General features: G+C 59.4%; 24 protein-coding genes. 9 read left to right on the plus strand and 15 right to left on the minus strand.

Translation table 11 applies throughout. The annotated features are described in order from the left end of the window. Positions 1 to 76: 76 nt before the first annotated feature. Both FIV05_RS16525 and FIV05_RS16530 read left to right on the plus strand, forming a co-directional pair. Positions 77 to 1,819 (plus strand): ABC transporter ATP-binding protein, encoded by a 1,743-nt coding sequence (locus FIV05_RS16525; protein WP_152510318.1) that lies wholly within the window; start codon positions 77 to 79, stop codon positions 1,817 to 1,819. Then, complete coding sequence (locus FIV05_RS16530) at positions 1,816 to 2,493, plus strand: hypothetical protein (RefSeq protein ID WP_152510319.1); 678 nt, start codon at positions 1,816 to 1,818, stop codon at positions 2,491 to 2,493. Before FIV05_RS16525 ends, FIV05_RS16530 begins: the two co-directional genes overlap by 4 nt. Before the next feature lie 217 nt (positions 2,494 to 2,710). Here FIV05_RS16530 and FIV05_RS16535 read toward each other — a convergent pair whose 3' ends face one another. The 6 genes from FIV05_RS16535 to FIV05_RS16560 all read right to left on the minus strand — a co-directional run bounded on the left by FIV05_RS16535 (position 2,711) and on the right by FIV05_RS16560 (position 9,607). Then, entirely contained in the window at positions 2,711 to 2,914 is a 204-nt protein-coding gene (locus tag FIV05_RS16535; protein ID WP_152510320.1) for a formate dehydrogenase subunit delta, read from the minus strand. Next, positions 2,904 to 3,722 (minus strand): formate dehydrogenase accessory sulfurtransferase FdhD, encoded by an 819-nt coding sequence (gene fdhD, locus FIV05_RS16540; RefSeq protein ID WP_152510321.1) that lies wholly within the window; start codon positions 3,720 to 3,722, stop codon positions 2,904 to 2,906. Before fdhD ends, FIV05_RS16535 begins: the two co-directional genes overlap by 11 nt. 6 nt (positions 3,723 to 3,728) lie before the next feature. Next, entirely contained in the window at positions 3,729 to 6,572 is a 2,844-nt protein-coding gene (gene fdhF / locus FIV05_RS16545; RefSeq protein ID WP_209010067.1) for a formate dehydrogenase subunit alpha, read from the minus strand. 32 nt (positions 6,573 to 6,604) lie between these two features. Next, on the minus strand, positions 6,605 to 8,122 hold the full coding sequence (locus FIV05_RS16550; RefSeq protein ID WP_055655162.1) for an NADH-quinone oxidoreductase subunit NuoF: 1,518 nt from the start codon (positions 8,120 to 8,122) through the stop codon (positions 6,605 to 6,607). Further along, positions 8,119 to 8,547, minus strand: a complete 429-nt coding sequence (locus FIV05_RS16555) for a formate dehydrogenase subunit gamma (RefSeq protein ID WP_229005909.1) — start codon at positions 8,545 to 8,547, stop codon at positions 8,119 to 8,121. Before FIV05_RS16555 ends, FIV05_RS16550 begins: the two co-directional genes overlap by 4 nt. A gap of 175 nt (positions 8,548 to 8,722) precedes the next feature. Continuing rightward, a complete protein-coding gene (locus tag FIV05_RS16560) occupies positions 8,723 to 9,607 on the minus strand; it encodes a LysR family transcriptional regulator (RefSeq protein WP_031269215.1) in 885 nt (294 codons plus the stop codon). Positions 9,608 to 9,780: 173 nt separating this feature from the next. Here FIV05_RS16560 and FIV05_RS16565 point away from each other — a divergent pair, with 173 nt between their 5' ends. Further along, on the plus strand, positions 9,781 to 10,443 hold the full coding sequence (locus FIV05_RS16565; RefSeq protein ID WP_152510324.1) for a helix-turn-helix domain-containing protein: 663 nt from the start codon (positions 9,781 to 9,783) through the stop codon (positions 10,441 to 10,443). On the opposite strand, the gene FIV05_RS16570 is transcribed toward FIV05_RS16565, so the two are convergent. Both FIV05_RS16570 and FIV05_RS16575 read right to left on the minus strand, forming a co-directional pair. After that, complete coding sequence (locus FIV05_RS16570; RefSeq protein WP_152510325.1) at positions 10,395 to 10,790, minus strand: VOC family protein; 396 nt, start codon at positions 10,788 to 10,790, stop codon at positions 10,395 to 10,397. The genes FIV05_RS16565 and FIV05_RS16570 overlap by 49 nt on opposite strands. Positions 10,791 to 10,877: 87 nt before the next feature. After that, complete coding sequence (locus FIV05_RS16575; protein WP_152510326.1) at positions 10,878 to 11,486, minus strand: TetR/AcrR family transcriptional regulator; 609 nt, start codon at positions 11,484 to 11,486, stop codon at positions 10,878 to 10,880. A gap of 141 nt (positions 11,487 to 11,627) precedes the next feature. Between FIV05_RS16575 and FIV05_RS16580 the strand changes: the two genes are divergently transcribed. After that, positions 11,628 to 12,056: a VOC family protein gene (locus FIV05_RS16580; protein ID WP_152510327.1), complete on the plus strand. Its 429-nt coding sequence runs from the start codon at positions 11,628 to 11,630 to the stop codon at positions 12,054 to 12,056. A gap of 145 nt (positions 12,057 to 12,201) precedes the next feature. Here the strand turns inward: FIV05_RS16580 and FIV05_RS16585 are convergent, their stop codons facing one another. The 4 genes from FIV05_RS16585 to FIV05_RS16600 form a co-directional block, all read right to left on the minus strand. After that, a complete protein-coding gene (locus FIV05_RS16585) occupies positions 12,202 to 12,696 on the minus strand; it encodes a hypothetical protein (RefSeq protein WP_173013872.1) in 495 nt (164 codons plus the stop codon). Positions 12,697 to 12,865: 169 nt separating this feature from the next. Beyond that, positions 12,866 to 14,332 (minus strand): hypothetical protein, encoded by a 1,467-nt coding sequence (locus FIV05_RS16590; RefSeq protein ID WP_152510328.1) that lies wholly within the window; start codon positions 14,330 to 14,332, stop codon positions 12,866 to 12,868. A gap of 37 nt (positions 14,333 to 14,369) precedes the next feature. Continuing rightward, a complete protein-coding gene (locus FIV05_RS16595; RefSeq protein WP_055655153.1) occupies positions 14,370 to 15,296 on the minus strand; it encodes a DUF6384 family protein in 927 nt (308 codons plus the stop codon). Between the two features lie 62 nt (positions 15,297 to 15,358). Then, positions 15,359 to 16,564 carry a hypothetical protein gene (locus tag FIV05_RS16600; protein WP_055655151.1) on the minus strand — a complete coding sequence of 402 codons (1,206 nt, stop codon included), beginning with the start codon at positions 16,562 to 16,564 and terminating at the stop codon, positions 15,359 to 15,361. A 350-nt stretch (positions 16,565 to 16,914) separates the two neighbouring features. On the opposite strand from FIV05_RS16600, the gene FIV05_RS16605 reads away from it, so the two are divergent. After that, a complete protein-coding gene (locus tag FIV05_RS16605; RefSeq protein ID WP_152510329.1) occupies positions 16,915 to 19,341 on the plus strand; it encodes a DUF3772 domain-containing protein in 2,427 nt (808 codons plus the stop codon). 84 nt (positions 19,342 to 19,425) lie between these two features. Here FIV05_RS16605 and FIV05_RS16610 read toward each other — a convergent pair whose 3' ends face one another. After that, entirely contained in the window at positions 19,426 to 20,358 is a 933-nt protein-coding gene (locus FIV05_RS16610; RefSeq protein ID WP_152510330.1) for a pseudouridine-5'-phosphate glycosidase, read from the minus strand. A 105-nt stretch (positions 20,359 to 20,463) separates the two neighbouring features. Then, positions 20,464 to 21,387 carry a PfkB family carbohydrate kinase gene (locus tag FIV05_RS16615; protein ID WP_209009683.1) on the minus strand — a complete coding sequence of 308 codons (924 nt, stop codon included), beginning with the start codon at positions 21,385 to 21,387 and terminating at the stop codon, positions 20,464 to 20,466. 235 nt (positions 21,388 to 21,622) lie between these two features. Between FIV05_RS16615 and FIV05_RS16620 the strand changes: the two genes are divergently transcribed. Then, positions 21,623 to 21,829, plus strand: coding sequence for a hypothetical protein (locus FIV05_RS16620; RefSeq protein WP_152510332.1), 207 nt, complete (start codon positions 21,623 to 21,625; stop codon positions 21,827 to 21,829). Positions 21,830 to 21,870: 41 nt separating this feature from the next. On the opposite strand, the gene FIV05_RS16625 is transcribed toward FIV05_RS16620, so the two are convergent. Next, complete coding sequence (locus FIV05_RS16625) at positions 21,871 to 23,076, minus strand: hypothetical protein (protein WP_152510333.1); 1,206 nt, start codon at positions 23,074 to 23,076, stop codon at positions 21,871 to 21,873. Between the two features lie 248 nt (positions 23,077 to 23,324). Between FIV05_RS16625 and FIV05_RS32060 the strand changes: the two genes are divergently transcribed. The 3 genes from FIV05_RS32060 (at position 23,325) to FIV05_RS16640 (ending at position 24,853) form a co-directional block, all read left to right on the plus strand. Then, on the plus strand, positions 23,325 to 23,486 hold the full coding sequence (locus tag FIV05_RS32060) for a Com family DNA-binding transcriptional regulator (protein ID WP_353622189.1): 162 nt from the start codon (positions 23,325 to 23,327) through the stop codon (positions 23,484 to 23,486). Then, a complete protein-coding gene (locus FIV05_RS16635; protein ID WP_152510335.1) occupies positions 23,453 to 24,160 on the plus strand; it encodes a site-specific DNA-methyltransferase in 708 nt (235 codons plus the stop codon). Before FIV05_RS32060 ends, FIV05_RS16635 begins: the two co-directional genes overlap by 34 nt. 66 nt (positions 24,161 to 24,226) lie before the next feature. Further along, complete coding sequence (locus tag FIV05_RS16640) at positions 24,227 to 24,853, plus strand: hypothetical protein (RefSeq protein ID WP_152510336.1); 627 nt, start codon at positions 24,227 to 24,229, stop codon at positions 24,851 to 24,853. The last annotated feature ends 37 nt before the right edge of the window (positions 24,854 to 24,890 follow it).

The raw sequence follows: 24,890 nt of genomic DNA on the forward strand, positions 1-24,890 counted from the left end.
ATCTCATTGCCGGTAATTACCGGGTCCTCGATTTCGCGGGGACGACAATGGGGGAGGTTGCAAACAAGGAATACGGATGAAACAGGCAGTTTCCTTGAGAGGAGCAGACCGGGCCGGGACCATGTCGTCCCGGCCTTCGGTGCTGCGTGGGCTGTTCAACCGGGTCTTCGGCACCCGTGAGGCGGCGTGGCTGGTGCCGCTGGTCGAGCCATACCGCTGGCCGCTGGCAATGCTGTTCCTCCTGTCCCTTGTGGCGGCAGCTGCGGCGCTTGTGCCGCCTTACCTGACCAAGCTGGTCATCGACCGGGGCCTGATGGCTGGCGACAAGCACGCGCTTGTGGTCTTTGTAGCCATCCTTTTCGGGGTTGGCCTGGCAGCACTGGCGCTGGGCGCGCTGAATTCCTTGCTGCACTTGAGGTTTTCGGCAAGGCTGCTGAAGGACCTGCGCCGGTCGGCCGTCGACAGGATCCTTGCCCAGTCTCCCCGCTGGCAGGCGAAACAATCCATCGGCGAACTCATGAGCCGCCTTGATGGCGATGCCGGGGAAGTACAGCAATTCACGTTTGCCGTTCTGGTGAATGGTGGTGGCAGCCTGTTGAGACTGGTGGGCGGCCTGGTCATGTTGTTTGTGCTGGCGCCCAAGCTGGCTCTTCTTGCACTGGCACTGGCACCAGTCGAACTGTTGTTTTTCGCTCGTGCCCGTCCCGTGACCCAGGCGAAGGCAAGCGAGGTACGGCAAGCGCGGGGTGTGCTCGCATCCGGGCTTGCGGAGACGATCACCGGGCTTTCCGCGCTGCGGGCGTTGAATGCGACCGGAACTGCGGCAAAACGGATCGAAACACGCCAACAGGGCCTTGTCGCAGCATTGATGTCTGCGCAGATGTGGAACGAGGTGACCCGGGCGGTGCCGATGGTGCTGACGGCGATCCTGCGTGGTGCGGTTTTTCTGGTTGGCGGGCTCGCGGTGATCGACGGCACCATGCCGCTCGGCTCCCTGATCGCCTTCACTGCCTACCTCGCATTCCTGATCGGGCCGATGCAGTCGCTCATTTCCCTCTGGCACGGACAGGCGCGCATGAAAGCGGCGCTTGACCGGCTCGACCGGATCATGAGTGCCGTACCGGATGTCCAGGACCCGGTTTCACCTGTGCCTCTGACTGCCGGTGGTGGTGAATTGGTGCTGGCAGGTGTTGCCTATGCACCGGATGGCGGCGTGCCGCTGTTTGAGAATGTTAGCCTCATCGTCCCCAAAGGACAGAAAATCCGGCTGAGCGGTCCGTCCGGCGTCGGCAAGACGTCGCTTCTGTCGCTGCTTCAACGCCACGACGACCCGAAGACCGGAACGATCCTTCTGGATGGTACGGACTTACGTCATCTCTCTCTTCAAGATCTCCGCACGGTTGTCGCCCTCGTGCCGCAAAAGGGGCATGTCTTTTCCGGAACGGTGGCGGACAATCTCTGTCTCGGGTCTTCTGAGGCAGCCGAGGAAGACATGCATGCCGTTCTGCAATTCGTGGAGCTGGAGGACCGGTTTTCTGGCAAGGGACTTGAAACGGCTCTTGGCGAAGGAGGGCTTGACCTTTCCGGCGGAGAACGTCAGCGGCTGTGCCTTGCCCGCGCCCTGTTGCAGCCGTTCCAGGTGCTGATCCTGGATGAAAGCCTTTCGGAGGTTGATGCGGACCGGGTGTCACGGATCATGATCCGGATAGATACCCGATTTGGTGATCGTACCCGCCTTGTCGTCACGCATGGAGACACGGAACGGTATGGGACCTTTGACAGTGAGCTGGTGCTGCAAGCAAGAGAGGTCGGGGCTTGATCAGGGTCGGGCTGATAGACGGCGCCTTGCCGGGTGACTGGCCGGGCCTGGCAGGACAGGAATGGTTCTGCAGGCCGGACGGCGCTGAACTTGCCTCAGGGCATGCCGCGGCCATGGCGCAGACCGTGTGCACTCATGCGCAAGATGTTTTGCTTCTCAACGCCGTTGTGTTTCCGGGGCAGCTTTCAACCACGCTTGACACTATCTGCGCTGCCTTCAGCTGGCTGGCCGAAGATCCGCCCGACATTGTCCTGTGTGCCTTCGGTATGGCGCGCTCTTCCGTTGAACTGTCCGTTGCCGTGGCAAGGTTGCAGCGCGCCGGGTGCCTGATGGTTGCCTCGGCACCCGCCCGTGGCGGGCAGGCCTACCCGGCTGCGTATGACGGCGTTCTGTCCGTTCAGGGCGATGCCCGCTGCGGCAAGGCGGAGCTGTCAAAATTGGATCTGCCGCAGGCCACCTTCGGTGCCTGTCCAATGGCTGCCGGGCGCGAGGATATTCGCGGCGCCAGCGCGGCGGCAGCGCATCTCGCCGGACTGCTGGCGAGATCGGTTCAGGGGTCTGAAAGGAATGCCCTGGTCGGGCTGGAGACCTTTGTCCGCTACCGGGGGCGGGAACGGCGCGGGGATGGGGCGCTTGCGGGCAGCGGAGCGGCCGGGGTATCTGCCGGCGGGTAGTCTTATTTGAAAAGAGGCCGGAGTTTTTGGCCCATCCTTCGAGACAGCGCTTCGCGCTTCCTCCGGATGAGGTTGTACTTGTTGCGAGGCCGAGATCTCCCTTTCGACCTCATCCTGAGGAGGACCGTCAGGTCCGTCTCGAAGGATGGGCCGCATATTCGCAGCTGCAGATTTTCCGAATTTCAGTAGCGTGGCAAGGAAGAGGGAAACCCTCCCGTCAGAGCCTGCGCACGCTTTCCAGGACGACCGCGTCGAGACCGACACCGCCGGCTTCCACATGGGCTCTCAACTGGTCGCGCATGCGCGGTTCCCAGAAGTCCTTCAGGTGACTGGCGACCTTCTCCGCCTGGTCAATGCCTGGCTGGGTCTTGAAGAAGGTGGCGATCTGGTTGGCCATATAGACCATCTTTTCAGGCGACATCTGCAACTCCGGATAAGACGCGCTCTGGATGCGCGTAAAGATCAAACCCGCCGTCCCTTGAAAATGCGGCGACCGTTATGCCGGCCTCGTCGGCGAGGCGGAGTGCGGTCGACGTCGGGGCCGAGGCGGCAATCAGGGCCGGGCAGCCGGCGAAGGCGCATTTCTGCACCAGTTCCACCGACAGCCTGCTGGTCAGGACGAAGGCGCCGGTTGCGGGGTCGGTCCCGGCTTGGGCAAGGGCGCCGATCAGCTTGTCGAGCGCATTGTGGCGGCCAACGTCCTCGCGCGCCACGACCACACCCTTGCCCGGTTGGAGGAAACCGGCGGCGTGGGTGGCGCGCGTCTGGTCCCGAAGCGGCTGCAGCCGGCTGAGCGCATCGGTCGCTCTGGCCACATCCAGGCGGGACAGGACTGTTGTTGCGTCGACCTTCGGCAAAGGCCGCAGGGCCTGATCCAGACTTTCGATGCCACACAAGCCGCAACCAACCGGACCGGCCATGGCACGACGGCGGGCAAGAAGCCGTTTCGAGCGGTCTGCGCGTAACCAAAGGCGAGCCTCTATGCCGCGGTCATGAGAGACCTCCTCGAAGGCTTCGATTTCGGTGATCGAGCTGATGATGCCTTCGCTCAGGGCGAAGCCGACGGCAAAGTCGGCAATATCGCCCGGCGTTGCCATCATCACCGCCTGCGTGGTGCCATCGAACACGAGCGCAACAGGGCTTTCCTCCGGCAGGCTTCGCGCGACCGCCACCTGGCCGTCCGCGTGGACGGCACGGCCGGGCATGGAGCCGGAGAGTGGGCGATCCATCACCAGTTACTCCGCAGCCGGCAGGATCCGCCGGGACATAGCTGCCTGGGCGGCATAGTCTTCCTGCCAGTTGGTCGGTCCGTTGGACAGGCTGACCTGAACCGCCGTCACCTTGTATTCCGGACAATTTGTGGCCCAGTCGGAGAAGTCGGTTGTGATGACATTCGCCTGGGTGTCCGGATGGTGGAAGGTGGTGTAGACGACGCCGGGGCTGACCCTGTCGGTGAGATGGGCCCGCAAGGTGGTCTCTCCGGAACGCGATGCCAGCTTCACCCAGTCGCCTTCCTTCAGTCCGCGGTTTTCTGCGTCATGCGGGTGGATTTCCAGAAGATCCTGATCGTGCCAGATCACGTTGTCGGTTCGCCGGGTCTGGGCACCGACATTGTACTGGGACAGGATACGGCCGGTGGTCAGAAGCAGCGGGAAGCGCGGCCCGGATTTCTCGTCCGTCGCCACATACTCGGTGACGATGAACCGGCCCTTGCCACGCACGAAGCCATCGACATGCATGAGCGGTGTGCCATCCGGCGAAGCTTCGTTGCAGGGCCATTGCACCGACCCTTTTTCTTCCAGAAGATCGTAGGTAACGCCCGCGAAAGAGGGCGTGGTTGCAGCGATTTCAGCCATGATTTCGGACGGATGGCTATAGGTCCAGCCGGCACCCATGGCGTTGGCGAGCCTCTGGGTGATCTCCCAGTCTGAATAGCCGTTGCGCGGCGCCATCACCTTGCGCACGCGGTTGATGCGGCGTTCGGCGTTGGTAAAGGTGCCGTCCTTTTCCAGGAATGTGGAACCGGGCAGGAACACATGGGCGTAGTTGGCGGTCTCGTTCAGGAAGAGGTCGTGAACGATGACGCATTCCATGGCGGCAAGGCCGGCTGCCACATGCTTGGTGTCGGGGTCCGACTGGAGAATGTCCTCGCCCTGGCAGTAGAGCCCCTTGAAGCTGCCATCGACAGCGGCATCCAGCATGTTGGGGATGCGCAAGCCCGGCTCGGCATCGATCTCCACGCCCCAGACGTCCTGGAAGATCGCGCGGACGTCCTCGTTCTTCACATGGCGGTAGCCCGGAAGCTCATGCGGGAAGGAGCCCATGTCGCAGGAGCCCTGGACGTTGTTCTGGCCGCGCAGCGGGTTCACGCCGACACCCTTTCGCCCGACATTGCCCGTGAGCATTGCAAGGTTGGCAATGCCCATGACCGTGGTCGAACCCTGGCTGTGTTCCGTCACGCCGAGGCCGTAGTAGATCGCGCCGTTGCCGCCGGTCGCGAACAGGCGGGCCGCCTTGCGCAGCTCTTCCGCCGGAACGCCGGTCAGGCCTTCGCTGGTTTCCGGGCTGTGGCGCGGATCGCGGACGAAGTCGGCATAGGTCAGGAACTCGTCCCAGTCGCAACGCTCGCGAATATAGGCTTCGTCGAAAAGGCCTTCGGTGACAATGACATGGGCGAGGGCGGTTACCACGGCAACGTTGGTGCCGGGACGCAGCTGCAGATGGTGGGACGCCTCGATGTGAGCCGATTTCACCAGGTTGATGCGGCGCGGGTCGATAACGATCAGCTTGGCACCGGCGCGCAGACGCTTCTTCAGGCGGGAGGCAAAGACCGGGTGACCGTCGGTTGGGTTGGCGCCAATCACGATGACGACGTCGGTATGTTCGACGGAATCGAAATCCTGCGTCCCCGCAGAGGTGCCAAAGGTCTGGCCGAGGCCATAGCCGGTCGGAGAGTGGCAGACGCGGGCGCAGGTGTCGGTGTTGTTGTTGCCGAAGACCGCCCGGGTCAGCTTCTGCACCAGGAAGGTTTCCTCGTTGGTGCAGCGGCTTGAGGTGATCACGCCGATGGACTTGCGGCCGTGTTTTTCCTGCAGGCCGCGCAGGCGGTTGGCGGCGAAGCCGAGGGCCTCGTCCCAGGAAACTTCCTGCCAGGGTTGCTCGATGCTGTCGCGGATCATCGGGTTGAGGATCCGGTCCTTGTGGGTCGCATAGCCATAGGCGAAGCGACCCTTGACGCAGGAATGGCCGCGATTGGCCTTGCCGTGCTTGTAAGGCACCATGCGCACCAGTTCGTCGCCGTTGAGTTCAGCCTTGAACGAACAGCCGACGCCGCAATAGGCGCAAGTGGTGACGACGGACCGTTCCGGTGTTCCCAGGTCGATGACGGATTTTTCCTGAAGCGTGCCGGTTGGGCAGGCCTGCACGCAGGCGCCACAGGACACGCAGTCGGAAGACAGGAAATCGTCGAATGCCGCACCCGGCGAAACACGGCTTTCAAAACCACGACCCTCGATGGTCAGGGCAAAGGTGCCCTGAACCTCTTCGCAGGCCCGCACACAACGCGAGCAGACGATGCATTTGGCCGGGTCGTAAGCGAAATAGGGGTTTGATACGTCCTTCGGGATATACTCCGGGTTCGGCCCAACAGAGGTACGCTGTTCGAAGTGGTTACGGCCCGGCTCGTAACGGACATCACGCAGGCCGACCATGCCGGCCATGTCCTGCAACTCGCAATCGCCATTGGCAGCGCAAGTCAGGCAGTCCAGCGGATGGTCGGAGATGTAGAGCTCCATCACGCCCTTGCGGATCTGCTTGACTCTGGAGGACTGGGTGTGAACGACCATGCCCGGCGCAACCGGTGTGGTGCAGGAAGCGGGTGTGCCGCGCCGGCCCTCGATCTCGACCACGCAAAGGCGGCAGGAGCCGAAGGCGTCGATGCTGTCCGTGGCGCAAAGCTTGGGAACCTGAAGACCGATTTCAGAGGCCGCGCGCATTACCGATGTGCCTTCCGGCACAGTGACCTCGAAGCCATCGATGGTCAGTGTGACCGGAGCGCCTTCCTTTGCCGGAGTGCCCATGTCGCGATCATCATGGATGTTGGCGAGATCCGTCATTCGGCGGCCTCCTTCTGGCGGGCAAAATCTTCAGGGAAGTGGGTAAGGGCGCTCATGACCGGATAGGGCGTGAACCCACCGAGGGCACATAGCGAGCCGTCTTTCATCGTGTCGCAGAGATCCGTCAGCAGGTGGACAGCCCCTGCATCGCCAGCATCGATCCGGTCGATTGTCTCGACACCGCGCACGGCGCCGATCCGGCACGGTGTGCATTTGCCACAGCTTTCCACAGCGCAGAATTCCATGGCGAAGCGGGCCATCTTCAGCATGTCCGCCCTGTCATCGAAGACGACAATACCGGCATGTCCGATGAGGCCACCCTGGCCGTCGAATTCTTCATAACCGAACGGCGTGTTGAACTTGGAAACGGGCATATACGCCCCAAGGGGGCCACCAACCTGGACAGCCTTGACCGGCCGGCCACTGGCGGTGCCACCGGCAATATCGTTGATCAGCTCACCCAGAGGCATGCCGAAAGCGGTCTCGAAAAGACCGCCGTAGCGGACATTGCCTGCGATCTGGATCGGCATGGTGCCCTTGGAGCGGCCGAGGCCGAACCCGGCATAGAACTCCGCGCCTTTTTCCATTATGACCGGAACAGTTGCCAGTGAGAGCACGTTGTTGACGACGGTCGGCTTGCCGAAGAGGCCTTCAAGCGCAGGCAGCGGCGGCTTGGCACGCACGATGCCGCGCTTGCCTTCCAGGCTGTTGAGGAGGGACGTTTCCTCACCGCACACGTATGCGCCTGCACCAGTGCGGATTTCCAGGTCGAAAGCCTTGCCGGAACCGAGAACGTTCGTGCCGAGCAGGCCGGCCTTGAGACCGATCCTGACGGCGGCTTCCATGACTGCGATGGCGTCCGGATACTCGGAGCGAATATAGACGAAGCCCTTGGTGGCACCTGTGGCAAGGCCGGCGATGATCATGCCTTCGATCAGCGTGAAGGGATCGCCTTCCATGAGCATGCGGTCGGCGAAGGTGCCGCTGTCACCTTCGTCCGCGTTGCAGACAATGTATTTTCGCGCCGAAACTGCCTTGCGGACCGTGTCCCACTTGATACCCGTGGGAAACCCTGCGCCACCACGGCCGCGCAGGCCGGAGTTGGTGACTTCCGTAACGATCTCTTCTTCGCTGAGAGCAAGAGCGCGTTTCAGGCCGACAAGTCCGCCATGGGCTTCGTATTCGGCGAGGCTGAGCGGATCGATCAGGCCGCAACGGGCAAAGGTCAGCCGGGTCTGGCGGGCGAAAAAGGGGATGTCTTCCACCGTGCCGAGACTTTCCAGCGTGCCGTCCAGAAGAGAAGGAACGTCTTCGGCTGTGACGGCGCCAAAGGCCTTGCGGGTGCCGTCGATTTCGATTTCGACAAGCGGTTCCAGCCAGACCATGCCACGGCTGCCATTGCGTACCACGGTGACATCGAGACCACGGTTGCCGGCTTCGATTTGAATTGCTGCGGCAACTTCATCGGCACCCAGTGCCTTGGCAGCACTATCCAGGGGAACGAAGATCTTCATACACCGGCCTCCTGGAGGATACGCGTCATGCGATCTTCGGTGACACGGCCGATGACCTTGCCGTCGACCATCGCGGCAGGGGCGCAGGCACACAGGCCGAGACAGTAGACAGGTTCGAGAGTGACGGCACCGTTGCGGGTTGTGCCGTGCCAGTCTAGACCGAGCTTGGCCAGAACCGCCTCGCCAAGGGCTTCGCCGCCGACGGCCTGGCAGGCCTCTGCCCGGCAGATCTTGACGACGTGGCGCCCGGCGGGGGCCTTGCGGAAATCATGGTAGAAGGAGATGACGCCGTGAACTTCCGCCTTGGAGAGATTGAGCGCTTCTGCAATCAGCTCGACCGCTGCCTGGGGCACATAGCCGAATTCCGCCTGCAAGCCATGCAGCATGGGCAGAAGTGGACCTTCCAAGGTGATAAAATCTTCCATCACGGCCGAGATCTGTTCGGCCGTGGGCTCTCCCGTCGCATACGGCATGCGCGTCCTCCCGTATATTTCGAGGCGCATCACACCATTAAGTTTGATTTGATATCAATAATGATTTTCCGTTGATCGATTGGAAATCATGATCGATGATGATTTGACCGTTTCGGCTAACTTCCGGTCAGACCTCGGAAATACGCCTTGCTTCGGACAGAAGAGCACGCAAAACCGGGGTGTGCGGTTCGCGATAGGGGGCCACAAGGCCGACAGTGTGACCGGTGTGAACGCCTACAAGAGGGATCGTCTTCAAGGGTTTTCCGGCTGTCAGAAATTCTGCGAGATCCGCGGGTAGGACGGTTATCCAACCGCCGTCCAGCACATTTGCCACCAGCACGACCGTGGAATTGGACTCGATCCGGGCTTCCGGCATGATTCCGGCCTCGCCGAAATGACGGTTGATGATCCGCCGGTTCTGCATGTCGGGGGTCAGGAGGCAGATCCGTTCCTCGGCCAGCTCCTTCCATTTGACCGACTTTCTGCCCGCGAAGGACGAAGCTTCATTGCAAACCAGCATATAGCTTTCATTGTAGAGCGGTTCGGTGCTGACCCTGCCGGTCGGTTCGTTGTCGAGGTAGGAAATGCCGGCATCGATATCGAGGTTCTCCAGCATCGACAGGATTTCCATCGAATTTCGCGACAGGATGGTGAAACGCACGTTCGGGTGCTTGTTGCCGAACCATGTCGTCAGTTTGGCTGCCCAGGTGAGGGCGGTCGGGATGACGGCTATGCGCAATTGTCCCGTCAGGCCGTCGCGGGAGAACCGCATCTCTTCGCGCAACTGGCGGGCATCCCCCACGATCTGACGAGCCCAGACCAGGGCACGCTGGCCTTCCGGTGTCAGGCCGCCGAACCGGGAGCCTCTGAAAAACAGCTGAACACCAAGCTGATCCTCAAGCTGCTTGATGCCGGTCGAGAGCGTCGGCTGGGCGATGCCGAGGCTTTCGGCCGCACGGCCGAAATGTTCTTCCCGGGCCACGGCGAGAAACATCTCCAGCTTTTCGATCATCACAAAGGCTCCGAACCGGTCAGTAGTGGGTAGGTCCATGCTTCATGACATTTGATCAGAAGAATTGAAAGTGGCGTTCTCAATCAGGATTTTCGATCGATGTTTACTCGCAGCTGCCCACGCCACGTTGAACAATCTCGCGTGCGCTGCCGCCACCTGCTAAAGATTTGTCCATGAGTGGCACGGTCAGATTTGAAAAATGGCATCACGGGATCGACACAGCGGAAAATGCTCTGATCTTTCCGGATGGTTGCCGGGATGTGCTGGTGGTGCGTGAGCAGGGCAAGCGGGAAAAGGTTCTGCTGACGGACCTCGATTTCCAGCCGCGCGTCGCCGAACTCGCGGCCGGGACGCATATCACGGGGTTCCGGTTGCGGCCGGGTGGCGTCATTGAGGACGAGGTTCTTCAAGCCATTGAACGCGACTGCGAGCGAGTGGAAGACATCCTCGGCAACGCACTTGACGAGACCAATGACCTGGACGACGTGATCGTTGCCCTGACGTTGCCAAAGTCGACCGTCGAGCGGGCATCGAAACAGGCAGGCGTGTCGGTGAGAACACTGCAGAGGCGGTTTCGGGAGCAGGGCCTGCCACCGCCGGAATACTGGCGCTTGCTCGCGCGAGCGCGCAGGGCTGCAGGACTGCTGGCGACGGAGGTGCCGCTGGTGGAGATCGCCGCTGTGTGCGGTTTCAGCGATCAGGCCCACATGACGCGCGACCTGCGGCGCTGGTTTGGACGGTCACCGGCGCAATTGCGCCGGGACCCCGATAGCCTGTCGCTGTTGTCTCAACCAGCACTGGGCAACTGGATCGGCGAGCAGATCTCCACGAGGTAGCCGAAAGGATCGCTCACATAGGATGTGATCTGCCCCCAGGGTTCCTCTCGTGCATCCTGCAACTTGTTTGCACCGGCGGCGACTGCACGGGCAAGGGAGGCTGCAACGTCATCCGTCTCGAACGCCAGTTCGAACACAGGTGCCTTCGGTTCGGGGGTGCCGGGTGACTTTCCGAGCTGGTTCATCAGCGTTTTGGATGAGAACGCGAGCTTTGTCTCGCCCGTCGCGAGTTCGCCGTAGTCTCCGGATTCATGAAGGAACAGACGTTCCAGTCCGAAGGCCTTCTCGTAGAAGTCGAGAGCGGCGGCGACATTCTCGACGTAGAGGATGGTGTATCTCAGAATCACTTGGGTCTCCCGGTCGGTTGGTTTGGCGCCAGCCATAGAATGTTGGTGCAAGGCCGTCTTGAAGGATCACGACATCAGAGCCGATTGTCAGTCTGCCAGGATGCCGGCCAATAGCTTGCGGGTCGCGGCTTCATACGCTTTCCTGTCACCGCCATTTGCAATTGCCAGCGCCGCGCGGTCGAACGCGGAAGAGAGCAGGTCCGCCAAAGGCTCCAGGGGAATATCTTTCAGTGCACCGTGATTGGCTGCATGCCGCAGACCTTCCAGAAGCGTGGCGCCGCCGGTCTGGCGATCGATCTCCGCCATTTCCGACAGGCCGAGCACCGTCGGTCCTTCCAGCAGCATGATCCTTGCCCGGCCTGAAACGGACATGGCCGAGAAATAGGCGCTGGCGCCGGACATGAAGGCGTCGAGCGGTGTCTGGCCCGTGTTCGTCTGGCTGTTGATCTCCGCCGCGATCGCTTCCGATTCCTGGTGGACCAGCGCCCGCATCAGGTCTGCCTTGTCGGCGAAGTGATGATAGAGCGCGCCGCGGGTGACGTCTGCCGCCTTGACGATCTCAGGTGTTCCGGTTTCCGCATAGCCTTTTTCAACGATCAGCGCCCTTGCCGCATCCAACAGGGCCTTGCGCGTTTCCGCGCGCCTTTCCGCCTGTGTACGGCGTTCGCCTGACTTCTCGGGGTTTTTATCTTGCATACATGCAGCCTGTATGTTAGTTGAAAAATTACATACAGACTGTATGTCTTTTTGTTGTGATTGGAAAGCCTCGGAAACAGCCGGAGGTCGGGTGGGACAGGCAATCCACATCCGAAACTGGCGAGGAACAGGAGAAAATCGATGAAATGCACCCAGTATTATCCGGTCCTCATGACCGACAAGGTCGCGGAGACTGCCCGGTTCTATTCGGAAAATTTCCGCTTCAAGCCGATGTTTGAAGCAGACTGGTACGTGCATCTGCAGTCGGAGGAGGACGAAAGCGTCAATCTCGCGATCCTCGACCAGAACCACGAAACCATTCCGGAAGCCGGTCGTGGCCGGGGCGCAGGAGGGCTTCTGCTGAATTTCGAGGTTGAGGATGTTGATGCGGTTTATGAGGCCGCTCAGGCGAACAGGTTACCCATTCTGCAGGTGCTGCGGGACGAGGCCTTTGGTCAGCGCCATTTCATCACGTGTGATCCGAACGGAGTGCTGATCGACGTGATCAAGCCAATCCCGCCCAGCGAAGAGTTCCTGAAGCAGTTCGCCGCTGAAGCTATGCCTGCCTGACGCGTCGACAGTCATGCCGGTGAATGCGTCCGGAGTGAGGGAAGTCTCCCACTGCTGTGATCCGCTTCGGTATCGGCCGGCATGAAAGAGGCGTGGCCGGAAACCCGGCCACGCCTCGTCATTTTCAAGACCGACTGTTGATGCGTCAGGAGGAAACCGGCGGACAGGAGCTACCCTGTTCGGCGCGCGACTTCAAACCCTGCAGGCTCTGCATCGTGTTCGGGTTGCCCGGCAAGACGAAGCTCTGCTCAAGCGCCGTGCGCACGTTGTTGATCACGGCAAGATCCTGAACAGCCAGCGTCTGGCAAGGCGTTCCCGTGAAGCGAACGCGGATGCGGATCACGCGCTGGCCGTTGTCGGACGGGCCGAATTCGGAATCGAGCGCCGGGTTCGCGCCGGTCATTGGCCGTTCCAGAACCACCATGTTCGGCTGGTCCTGCAGCACGACGGTGCCGCGTTCCTGGGCACTGGAGACCAGTGCGGACCGTACGCTTGCCGGATCGGCTGCGATATTTACCGATTGCGCGCCCGCCGGCACGTCCAGCCTTGGCTGATCCGGCTGTGTGGGGCGCTGAGTGGACCCGGACTGGCAGGCGGCAAGAGCAAGAGCGCAAAAAGCGGATAAAACGATACGTCGCATGGGCAGTCCCAAGGTTAAAATGGTCAACTTAAGAGCCGGTCTAGAACACGTCTTCACAAAGCACAAGAAAACTGCATGTGACCGCCACCATCTTCTGCCAGTAAACTGACATAACACTCCTAACGAAGCCTTGTGGCCTCACGGGGGCACGGATTTCAATCGGTGAAGATCAGAATGTATCGCCTGTCTTGAAACCGCCACCACCAAAACTTCCACCGCCTTTGAAACCACCACCACCGAAGCCGCCACTGCTGCCGGACCGTTTGCCGGAACTTCCGCCAAAGCCGCCACCGAAGCCTCCCATGGACTTGGGAAGACCCGAACCGTTGGGGAACGCGACCTGGCGTCCCTTCGGTTTGCGGCGCTTGTGCGAACGCTCCGCGCGGGCCCAGTATTCGGCACCGGTAATCGCACCCTTGACCAACTCGCCCAACAGGACGGTTGTCAGCTTCTCGTCGGAGAAGGTGGACTCCCAGCTGCCATAGCCGCTGGAACGGAAACGCTTGATGACGTCTGCAAGTTCCGCACGGCGTCGGCCAATATCGCGTTGCAGTTCCCTGTCCTGACGGATCTCGCGTGTAACCTGGTCGATGCGCTCCTTCAGATCCTCGATCCGCTGAACGATTTTCTCGTCCTCGGGCGAGGGGGTATCGAGCGCGGCGCGCCACAAATCCTTGAGGTCATCCGCCTGCAGAGAAACGGACAGATGCTCCTCCGCCTTCTGGAAGTCGGTGTCTTCCCCGCTGGAAAATTCGGCGAGGGCGGAGGACAGCGTTTCGATCCGCCTGTCCAGATTGTCGAGTTCTCCGTCGATACGGTCGATGTCCGCGCTGAGGGTTTCGATGGTGCCGACAAGATCCGTTCCGGCAGCGTCGGTCATCGCATTGCGGCTGAACTCCGCGAGCTTGTCCTGTTCTTCCAGTGCGATTTCGGCACAGCGCTCCGCATGGCGCGCCATCCGGTCCGGAATGCTGGTCAGCATGGCAAAATTGGCGCGGGCGTCGTTGAAGCCGACAAGGCCGGCCACCCATCGGTCGAGCGAGCGCACAAGACCGCGGTGCGCGTACGCCGGTGTTCCGAAACCGCGTTGCCACAGATACATGAACAGCGGATCGGCCTCATAGGCCTTGCCTTTTTCCTTTCGGTCCTTTTCGGACGTAGCCGCCTTGGAGGCGGCTGCCTCCGCAGTCGCCAGAGCGGCTTCTGTCTTCTCGCGCTGTGCCTGATAACCGGCATCGCCTTCCAGACGGCCGTCGACAGCCTCCATCAACTCGTCCATCTGGTTTTCGGCGGCATCACGGGTGCTGTCCAGCTCGACGCGCTTCTTCTGCAACTGGCTGCGGTCGCTTTCGCACTGGCGCAACTGGTCGGTCAGAACCTTGTAGTCCGCATTGCGCTTGTCGAGAAGCTTGCGGGCTTCCCGCGCGGCGCTGTCGAGGCGTGTGTTGAGTGCACCGGCACTGTCCGTATCCAGTCGGAACCGGGCAAGGTCCCGGTAGGCCTCGCTCTGGCGTTCCTGCAGGTCCGTCAGGGCGCGGGTCGACCGCTCGATCCGCTTGCTCAGCTCGGCTTCTTCACGGCGCAAATCGGCAAGCGACTGCTCGATGGTGCCCAGGGTCTGGCGTCCCGTCAGCATGCCGGTGCCTCCCGGTGAGGCGGTGCAATCCTAACCGCTACCATTTCGTAATTGCTCCGTCCTGAACGCCGCTGCGCCATTTGATATCCAGCTCTCCGCGCCGCTTCTGCCCCAGGACACCTTTCTGCACGATGCCGTCTTCCATCTTGTCGCGGCGAACGGCGTTGTAGATGGTTTCCGAAACGCGCTGGCCCCATTTGTCGACAAGTTCGGCCTTGCTGCTTTCCTCCGACACGATCCTGCGTTCCAGGATCTTGCCGTCCGCATCCACGGCTTCGACCACGATGTAGTAGTTCTCGGTGTCTGGATTGGATTCGGGAATGCGGGAAACGCCGGTCGGCACGCCTTCGCGGGAAATGATCCGAACCTCGAACACTTCCTGCAGCCGTCCGGCAAGATCGCGCAAGTCGGCCTCCGCCTTGAAGGCTGCCTCGTTGTTGCCGTCCGAAAGGGCAAGGTTGCCGTCGGTGGCCAGACGCGCGGCGTCGGCTTCGATTTCGGTATTTTCGGTCAGGGAATCGATCCGCCCGACCAATTCGGTATAGGTCGCGGGCAGCGCCTGAAGCCTTGCCAGCAGGTCCGCTTCCGCGCGTTGCGCCGGCAGCTTGACGATGAAGTACCAGGCCGCAATGCAAACGATGACGACTGCAACGACCGCCGCCAGCCATTTTGACCAAGTGCTGCGCGAGATGTAGATCATCGCCAGGGTGCGCTGGAAACCGGCGGAAGGTGGAGAATAGACGAAGCGGTCGCGCTTCAGGTCCTCGACACCCGCCTTCAGGATATGGTCCGGAACATCAATGCCCTGGGACGCATAGACCTGACGCAGCCGTTCGACCATGGCGGCATCGCGTTCATCGGTCTTCAGCTCGCGGGCCACCTGACCTTCTTCATGACGCAGCGTGTCGACCACGTCCATCGCCATCATCAGATCGTCAAGCGGGGCGTCGGATTTGCTTGCCATGAATGCATGTCTTCTTGAAAAAGGGCGGGCCGGAGGGTCCGGCCTGCCGGATTATCGTCAGATCAAAGGGCCTTGCCCTGGGCGGTCAGCTTGGCAAGCCGCCGCTTGCCGTCTTCCACGGCGTTGCGGATTTCCTCGGAATTCTTGGTCGACATCTCGCGCATTTCGTCGATGATTTCACGCGATTGGACCTGGAAGTTGACGACGGAGTCGACCAGCTTTTTCACCGAGGCTGCGGCAACCGTCGGTCCATAGCCGGCTTCGAGCGCCTTTTTCTGCACTTCGTCGCCGATGTCCGCCAGCGTTTCCAGGCTCTTGTTGATGCCATCCTTCATGGCATTCAGCGTCTCGGTGCTTTCGTGCAGGCCCTGCAGGCCGGTGAACGAGGCGTTGAGTGCGGTGAGAACGGATTCATTGGTGGAGAAGAAACTGACCGACTGGGCGTAAACGCGCTCCTTGGCGTTGGTCGTCTGGACCAGGCGCGCCATGATGACCTCTGACGTGTTGTAGCCGATTGTCAGGTTGTCGGAGAGGTCCTTGGCGATCTGATACCGCTTTTCCTCGTCCTGCATTTCACGCAGCTTCTCGTCGCGTGCCAGTTCAAGGCGTGCCTTCTGCGCCGGGTCGTCACCGGTGTAGGCTTCGACTTCTCCGGAGGCAGCTTCAAGGGCGCCCTTGGCGGCGTCCAGTTTGCCTGTTGCGATATTCAGCAGTTCCAGCGCGGTGACTTCCGCCTGTTTCAAGGCGCCGCGAAAATCGCGATAGGCTTCCAGAATGGTCTGTTCCCGCTCGATCTGGTCCTTGGTTGCCTTTGCAACGTCCTTGTAGGTGCCCCGGATATCATCGAAACGATCGGAAATGGTCCCGCGGCGGAAGTCGCGCCACTTGTTGGACAGGTTCTCGGTGAAGGAGATCTTGCCGTCGGCCAGCTGATCGACCAGCGCCTTCGCGTCATCACGGATGGAATTGAATGCCTCGGTTATCTGCTCGTAGCGTTCACCGATATCCATCTGCTGAACCTGCGAGCGAACAACCTCGTTGAAATTGGAAGCCTGGGCCAGGGTCCGGGTGATGATCAGCACCTTGTCGGGAGAAAGATCGGTAATCTGTTCCAGAAGGGCGTTGATCGGTGCGTCCTGCTCGCTTTCCGGCGTGATGCCGATGTCGCGGAGGGTCGACAGCGCACGGTCGAGGTACTGAAGCGGGGAAAAGCTTCCTGCCGGAGCCGTTGCAGTCTGCGGGTTTTCTGGGGTTGCCGCGTCTGTCATGTCTGACCTCCTTGAAGGACGCGGCTTGTTTTCAGGTATTTTGCCGCAACGTCCTGTTAACGTCATAATTTCGCATGTTAGGGCAGGCTTACGCCGCTCTGTCAACGGCTTGGCATGCATTTCGGGCCAAAGCCGGGCAGCCTTAAAACCTGCCAGAGCCTTTCCTTAGGCCCGTTTTGCGACAAATGTGTTTCCATGGTGAAAGATCTGCCGAAATTCGCAAATAAGCTGATTGTTCGAATCGGACCGCGGATGGATGCATATGCCTTGAAGCCCACCTGGCTTCCCTGGCGAAGCAATCGGCCTGCGAACCGGACTCGGGGCCTTGTCCCAAAAGTGATGGCGTCTTCATGAAGTTTCTCAAATGTATCCTGCTGGTTCTGGCCTTATCCATCACTTTTTCCGGTGGCATGCCGGCCGGAACGCTGCTTGCACAGGAGGCCGGGCAGGCTCCGGCTGAGCCCCTCGCGCGGTCGGCCGATTTGTTCAGCCGGGCGGCAACGGCGCTGGAAGAAAGAAGCATTTCTCCCAAGACCCTCGATCAGCTCCGGTCTCAGCTCGTCGAGGTTCGGGACGCCAGTGCGGAGATCATCGATCGCGGGAACATTCGGGCCAGCGCTCTGGAAGCCCAGCTGAACAGCCTTGGTGCACCGCCTGCAGACGGGCAGAAGGAAGCTGAAGAAGTTGCCGCAAGACGTCTTGAGCTTACCAATGCGCTGGCAGCCGCAAATGCGCCGGTCCGTGTAGCCGGTGAAATCAACAATCAGGCTATCTTCTATATTCGCCAGGTCGACAGGCAGCTTCGCGCACGGCAACTTTCGACACTGCTGGACAGGTATCCTTCGCCGCTTGCGCCGTCGACCTGGGCCGCGGGCTTTCAGGAGATAGGGGAATTCATAAAGCGTTTCGAACGCGGTGTGCAGAACGAACTGGCTCGCCCGAGCGTCTCGAAGAAACTGCATGAGACGGTGCCGCTTTCCCTCGGTCTAGCTATTTTCGGGATTTTGTTCCTGACGGTTCTGCAGCATCCGATTTCGCGGGCTCTGAAGCTCTATTGCGAAAAGCCGGCCACCGGTGCAAAGGCGTTGATGCTGGCGGTGCTCTACAATGCCAGCTTCATCGTGCTGCCGACCATTGGTGCAGTCGCCCTGGTCTCCATCTTTCCCATTCTCGATATCTATCCGAACTCGGTTCGCACCGCAGTGATCGCCGTGCCGGTGATGGCTCTCGTGATGATCATTGCGAACTGGCTGGGGCACACGATCTTTGCCCCCGGGCAGGATCGCTGGCGTCTGCTGGAGCTGGGGGACCGGGAAGCAAAACTCGGGTTGCGTCTATGCCAGGGACTGGGCGTCTTCATGGCCCTTGAAGTGGCGGTCGAGGCATTCGAACTCGATAACGCCTTCGGTACGGCGGCGATTTCGGTGCTTTCGGCTCCCCCCATTGCGATGGCGGCGGTACTGCTTTGGTCTCTGGCCAGCGTCATCAGATCCAACAAGTCCGTTGAAAGCAGTGCCGTGGAGAGAGAGCAGACTGCGGAAGAACCCGAAGAGGCATCAGTAAAGCCCCAGGAATCCGGCTTTCTGCTGTTCTTGTCGCTGCTCATGAAGACATCCGCCGTTCTTGCCGTCTGCGTGACGCTGGTGGGTTACGTCCAGCTTGCCCGGGTTGCGATCCTGCCGGTAATCATGACGGTTGCGGAGCTCGGTTTCGGCTTCATGCTTTACCATCTCATTCTCGTTGTCGTGAAAACGGCTATCGGCAAGCGGGAAGACGAGCCCGCTCCCGTCCTCGTCGCCTTTGGGCTGATCTGTTTTCTGACGCTGATTTTCGCGCCCCTGATCGCCATGACCTGGGGCGCACGCGGAACGGATATCGTCGAGGTCTGGTATCTGCTCACAAACGGGGTACAGTTGGGTGACATTCACCTGTCGCTGGACTCCTTCATCCTCCTGGTTGCCATTTTCGGCATCGGCGTTGTCGTGACGCGCTGGCTGCAGAACCTGCTGAAGGCGACCGTGCTGCCACAGACGCGGATGGACAGTGGCGCTCAGAATGCTGTTGTAACGGGCACAGGCTATGTCGGGCTTACGCTGGCGGCTCTGATTGCGATTTCCACCGCCGGATTGAACCTGTCCAGTCTTGCGGTCGTGGCCGGTGCCCTTTCGGTCGGTATCGGTTTTGGTCTTCAGACCATCGTTTCCAACTTCGTTTCCGGCATCATCCTGCTCATCGAACGGCCGATCAAGGAAGGGGACTGGATAGAAGTATCCGGGCAATCCGGATATGTCCGCAAGATCTCTGTCCGTTCAACGCGCATCGAAACCTTCGACCGCCATGACGTCATCATTCCGAATTCGGAGCTGATTGCCGGCACGGTCAAGAACATGACGCTGACCAACAAGTCGGGCCGGCTCATCCTGCCGGTTGGCGTTGCCTATGGCAGTGATCTGGAAAAGGTGAAATCCATCCTGTTCGATGCAGCGCGCGGGCATAGCACCATCGCGCGTTATCCGACGCCGCAGGTTCTTTTCATCGGGCTGGGCGACAGCTCTCTGAATTTCGAACTGAGATGTTTCCTGAAAGACATCGGCAATGTGATGATTACCAAGTCGGACCTTTACTTCACGGTCTACAACGAGCTTGGCAAGGCGGGTATCGAGATACCGTTCCCGCAGCGGGACCTGCATTTCAAGGATATCGACCGGTTGGCGGCGGCGCTTGAGCGCCGGCAGGCACCGGAAGTACCTCAACCGGTGGAAGACAAACCGTCCTGACAAGTCTGCCGGGCTTTCAATCCGTTTGAAGTGAAAGCCCGGCGAATTTTTGGGGTCCAGTTGGTTTCTCGAGAAAACGTGCCGTCAGACCAGTTCAGCGGCAATACGCGCGGCCAGGCGGGCATTGTTACGCACCAGCGCGATGTTGGTGTCGAGGCTGCGGCCGCCGGTCAGCTCCAGGATAGCGCCGAGAACGAACGGGGTCACGTCCTTGCCGCGAACACCCTTCGCAGTGGCATCCGCAATAGCTGCATCGATGTAACCGGTCATTTCATCCCGCGGGATCTGGTCGGCTTCCGGTACCGGGTTGGCGATCAGGACACCGCCATGATCGGGAAAACGGGACCGCATCTTCAGGAGCGAACCGATTTCGGCAGCCGAATTCAGGGAGTAGGGGGCCTTGAGACCACTGGCCCGCGACCAGAATGCCGGCAGTTCTTCCGTGCCGAAAGCAATGACGGGAACGCCCTTGGTTTCCAGAACTTCAAGGGTCTTGGGAATGTCGAGCAATGCCTTGGCACCGGCGGACACCACACAGACCGGCGTGCGGCCAAGCTCATCCAGGTCGGCGGAAATGTCGAAGCTTTCTTCCGCGCCTTTGTGAACGCCGCCGATGCCGCCCGTGGCAAAGACCTTCAGGCCCGCCGCATGCGCCGCCATCATCGTGGCGGCGACCGTTGTCGCGCCGTAGCGTCCGGTGGCAAGTGCGAAGGTCATGTCGGCACGTGAACACTTCATCACGTCCTTGGCCTGTGCCAGGCGGTCGAGATCCTCATCGGAAAGGCCCACCATGATCTTGCCGTCCATCAGCGCGATGGTGGCTGGAACGGCGCCTTCCGCGCGAATATCGGCTTCCACCTCACGGGCGGTCTCAACGTTCTTCGGAAAAGGCATGCCATGGGTGATGATGGTCGATTCCAGCGCAACGACCGGCTTGCCGTTCGCAAGTGCCTCGCGCACTTCATCGCTGTAAACGATCAGATCCCTGATGGCGGAGGGCGTTGTCGGAGTGGTCACGGCGTGTGCCTTTCTGTTTTCGTCCGGCAGCTCGGGCCGGGTCAATTCTGCAGGTCTTATAGGCGCAAGGCGGAGATGCGCCAAGATTGGAATTTGTCCATATGGTCAAAAGCTGGCGAGGGCATCCCAGGAGAGCTCTTCCGCGAGGGCGCCGGTGCTGCGCAAGGTCAGGGCTGCAGCTGCAAGGCCAAGAGGGACTGCTCGCGTCAGGCCATAGCCTCTGGCGAGCGCCGCGACTGTTCCGGCAGTTAATGCATCGCCAGCCCCGGTGACATCGACGATATCTGTTTGAAGCGGTGCGAACCGGTGAAGTTTCCCGCTTTCGAGCACCAGCACATCAGATGCTGCACTGGTCAGGACAAAACTCTTGAGGCCGGTCTGCGACAAGGCCGCCGCGAGGTCTTCGGAAGACGTGTCGCGGGAAAGCCCTGTAAGTGTGGCCGCTTCGCCGCGGTTCAGCATCAGGCAATCCAGTTTGCCGAGAACCCCACGCAGCCGGACTGCCTTGGCATCCGAAACGGCATTGGCAACAAGACGCCCAGGCAAGGCACGCCCCGTCAGCCGGACCAGCATTGCAGCGGGCAGGTTGGCATCCAGAAACCAGATCGTATCGTCCGTCGCGGTTGCTGCGAGGTCCATGACGATACCGTCGAAGAGATCCTCCGGAGCTTCGGACAGAACACGGTCGTCAACGCAGGCGGCCGCAAGATCGCCTGCCGGATTATGCAGCGCGAGGTACTGGCCCGTTGCGAAACCTTTCCGGGCCTTCACATGCAGCTCGAGCCCTTCCTGGCTGAGCTGGCGGGAAAGCATGTCTGCAGCGCCGTCTTCTCCAACCGCTCCCACAAGGCGTGTTCCAACCCCGAGCCGAACCAGTGCACGGGCAATGTTCGTGGCAACGCCGCCAGGCTTCGCACTCAGTCTCGACGGGGTTGACGTTTCAGGGCGGATCGGCTCGCTGGCATGGGCGATCGTATCGTAATGGATCGCACCGATTGCGATGACGGGGGAGGAGATGTCTGAAGTCACGTTCTGGACTGTCTCATGAAAAGCCGGCATCAGAACAGAAGCGTTCGATGCGCCGGTACTGGCAACCGTTGAAAGCGCGGGCTAGCAGATTAAGCGGGGGGCGGCAACAACCTGGTACGATCCGAAAAAGGGACACCTGAAACAGGAAACGCAGAGCATCGGGAAGAAAGGCGGCGCATATGCGCCCAAGCATCTTACACCGACTGAGACTGAAGCCAAGAAAACGGCCGGCGCGGTGGCGTCTGCCTTAAGCCGATGGACCGGCTCCGGGTCTTTCGAGATGCGCGGCAACCCGTTTGCCGTTGCCGGCGCTTCGGTCACCTTGACTGGCTTCGGAGCTGCGATCGAAAGCATCAAATGGGTTTCAACCGTGGTCACTCATACGATTGATCCGGAGGGGGGCGGTTGGACAACGATGGTGGAAGTGGAGACGAAAGAGTGACGCGCGAGTTCGTTTCAAAAGTCTACTTAACGTTATTTAAGCTAGTCGGTTTTCCCTTCAGTATCGGTCAGAGGTCCGAACAAACCGCCAAAAGTTGTTTGTCCGGATGGTTTGACGTCAATGTCGTTTTGTTGTGCAAATTCTTCGAATGTTTTTTCGGTTTCATCCAACAATTCAGGTGGGCGTGCGGGATCGTAAGTACATCCGCTGAAAGAGTTAGATTTAAAAAAAACAGTCGAAAGTCCAGCAGACGAGAAATCACAAGATCGAAATATGCATTTTTGTGGAGCCGAAAGTACCCAACCGAGAAGACCTGCGAGGCTAACTGCCGGTCTAATTTTATAGCTTTTAAACTCACAATTTACAAAACGGCCGTCCATTGCTTCGATTGCATGCGAGTTCCTAAGGCCACTCAGATCCGAGCTCATGTTGTCGAAGACACAGTTAGCGAAGTGCCATCGATTTCCGGCTTTGTTCATTGTATCGATCGCTTCGTCAGAGAATTTAATACTCGCGCCTCTAATGAACTGATTTGGTATTTCACTTATTGGAACAAAGCTCGGTTTCTCCGAGAATGGATTGGTGCCAAGACTGGGTTCAGAGAAGGTGAACAGAATTGTATCTGTGAGAATCCGAGGGGGGGAATGTTCCGCACATTTTCGGAATATTTTTCGGATCTGATTGCTTCTTCTGATGCTGTCGGCACGTATAGCTTGACTCTCAGAATACACCCCCATCTGGGAGGCAACGACCTCATCGGATATCAGCTGAAGCGCATAGGTGGAATACTTATCGTTGGCTGCGGTGGCAACAGTTTCAAGCATGGCAATCGCCATGGTCTTATTACGCTCTTCTGGTTTTTGCAGGAGCTCGTTTGCCTTCTCAAGCAGAAGTCCAAGCTCAATTTCATCTTTGCTATCATTGGCCCGCTTCGCTTCTTCAACCTGTCTAGCGGTGATTACACCCCGCCACAGAACAGAAAAGAAGGTCGCTGCGGCCGCAAGGCCGACAAGGAAGGGAGTCGCAGCTCTTGCGCGCTTATCAAAATCTTCTCCTCCGAAGACAAAGACGTAGAGAAAAGCAAGCATGTATCCAGAGACAGCTATTGCTATCATGAGCAGCGTAATTTTTTTCCAGTCTCGCTCACCCAATTCGGATGCAACATCAGCGTAGTGAAGAACGCGGTTCCACTTTTGCGAAATGTGGTTTTTTCTAAAGAAACGCCAATAAACTCTGAGGCTTTTCATTTTGGTTTTCCCCGTTTTCACGGACACAAGCCGCTGATCGTCTTTCCGGCCGTTTTGCCTCCCTGATGGACGGTCCGGACCAAGGTCCGGACGGCGGGCCTCCAACGCCAATCTTCAGCCCGCCCGGTAGCCTAAGACAACCACCGCGCCCGGTGCATCGCGCGATGCTCGGGTTTTATGGATGAGTCGCCATAAGGTTGTCACTCACGATGAATGAAATCCGCTGCGGCTCTTGCCGCAAACTCTTGATGAAGTCGGCCGAGCGAGCGATTGTTGGCCCTGTAGAAATTAAATGTCCCCGATGTGGGACGTTGAATAACCTGAGGCCCCTAGAGCCCTTCTCCGAACGCCCAGAGCGCCATATTCCGGAGAAAACATGTCCTGGCAACTCTTCCAACAAGACGCCCTGACTTGGCTGCATGATCAGTCAGCCGAACAATATGACGCCCTCGTTACCGATCCGCCGTACAGCTCTGGCGGATTGCATGCCGGCAGCCGAACGGCGGACAGTGCCAACAGCAAGTACGTGAATGACCCCAAAAAGTATCCGGAGTTTTCAGGCGAAAACCGCGACCAGCATTCCTACATGCTCTGGTCAACCCTTTGGCTCACTGAAGCCTACCGCGTTCTCAAGCCCGGCTCACCGTTCATCGTCTTCACTGATTGGCGGCAGCTTTCGGTCATGATCGATGCAGTCCAGGCAGCCGGGTTCACCTACCGGGGGTGTGTTCCCTGGGACAAGACGGAAGCCTGCCGTCCGGCCAAAGGACGGTTTCGCCAGCAGGCTGAGTTCATCCTGTGGGGATCTAAAGGGGCTTGGCACGATAAGGATGGTCCCACCTATCCAGGGGTCATCCGTTGCGGCGTAATGGCAGCAGGCCCCAAACTTCATACCACGGGTAAACCGCTGCCTTTGATGGATGCACTCGTCCAGGTGTGCCCACTTGGCACCGTGCTCGATCCCTTCACAGGTTCTGGTACAACCGGTGTTGCAGCCCTTCGCGCTGGCCGCCGTTTTATCGGTTGCGAGAGGGAAGCAGCTTATTACGACATTGCTAGTCAGAGGCTTTCAAAGGTGGTGTGAAGTTTTCATGATAATAGCATTTCGCTTACGTTGTCCGACACCAGAGCAAAAACGGAAGTCAATTCAATGGCACCATTGAGTTTCAATGTGATCGGTTTCACCTTCGTGAAACGCATGAAAGCGCTTTACGAAAGCTATCGCGTAGCGGCCAAAGAACTGACGATTTCACTTGGTGCCAAGGTGCGTCAGCTAGAGGACTACAAACTCGGTGTAACAAATGGTTCTCCGCCTATCGAAGAACGCGATGAGGACGGATACCTCCTTTGGTCGCAAGAGCAAGTCTTGGAACTCGACATAGATGCGATCAACGACGCGCTCCACGGTCTTCGGAATAGTTTTGCGATTGCAGTCTTCCATGCTTGGGAAGCTTCCATTCAAATGCAGTCTCGCTTTAAGGCTGGTGAAAAGGCCACTATCAAAAGCTACAACGAACTAGTAAAAGCCGCATCTCTTATGAACATTCAAGTTCAACCTGAACTTCGTAAGATTTGCACATTGGTAAACTTGCTGAAGCATCAAAACCCCATCCTAGGAAAAAAACTGGCGTCTCAATGGCCAGAAGTACTACCCAGCAATGTTGCGACTGGAATTAATGTCGATTGGTACGAAGTGGTTCGACTTAGTGACGCAGATATGGAGTTTGTTTTCGATATAGTTTCTAAATCGGGACCGGACGTCGGACTCACAGCTTAAGAAAAATTTGTTAGAGGTGCAGTTTGCAGTTGTTGGG

It is taken from the genome of Labrenzia sp. THAF191a (genome assembly GCF_009363335.1).
Lineage (GTDB): Bacteria > Pseudomonadota > Alphaproteobacteria > Rhizobiales > Stappiaceae > Roseibium > Roseibium algicola.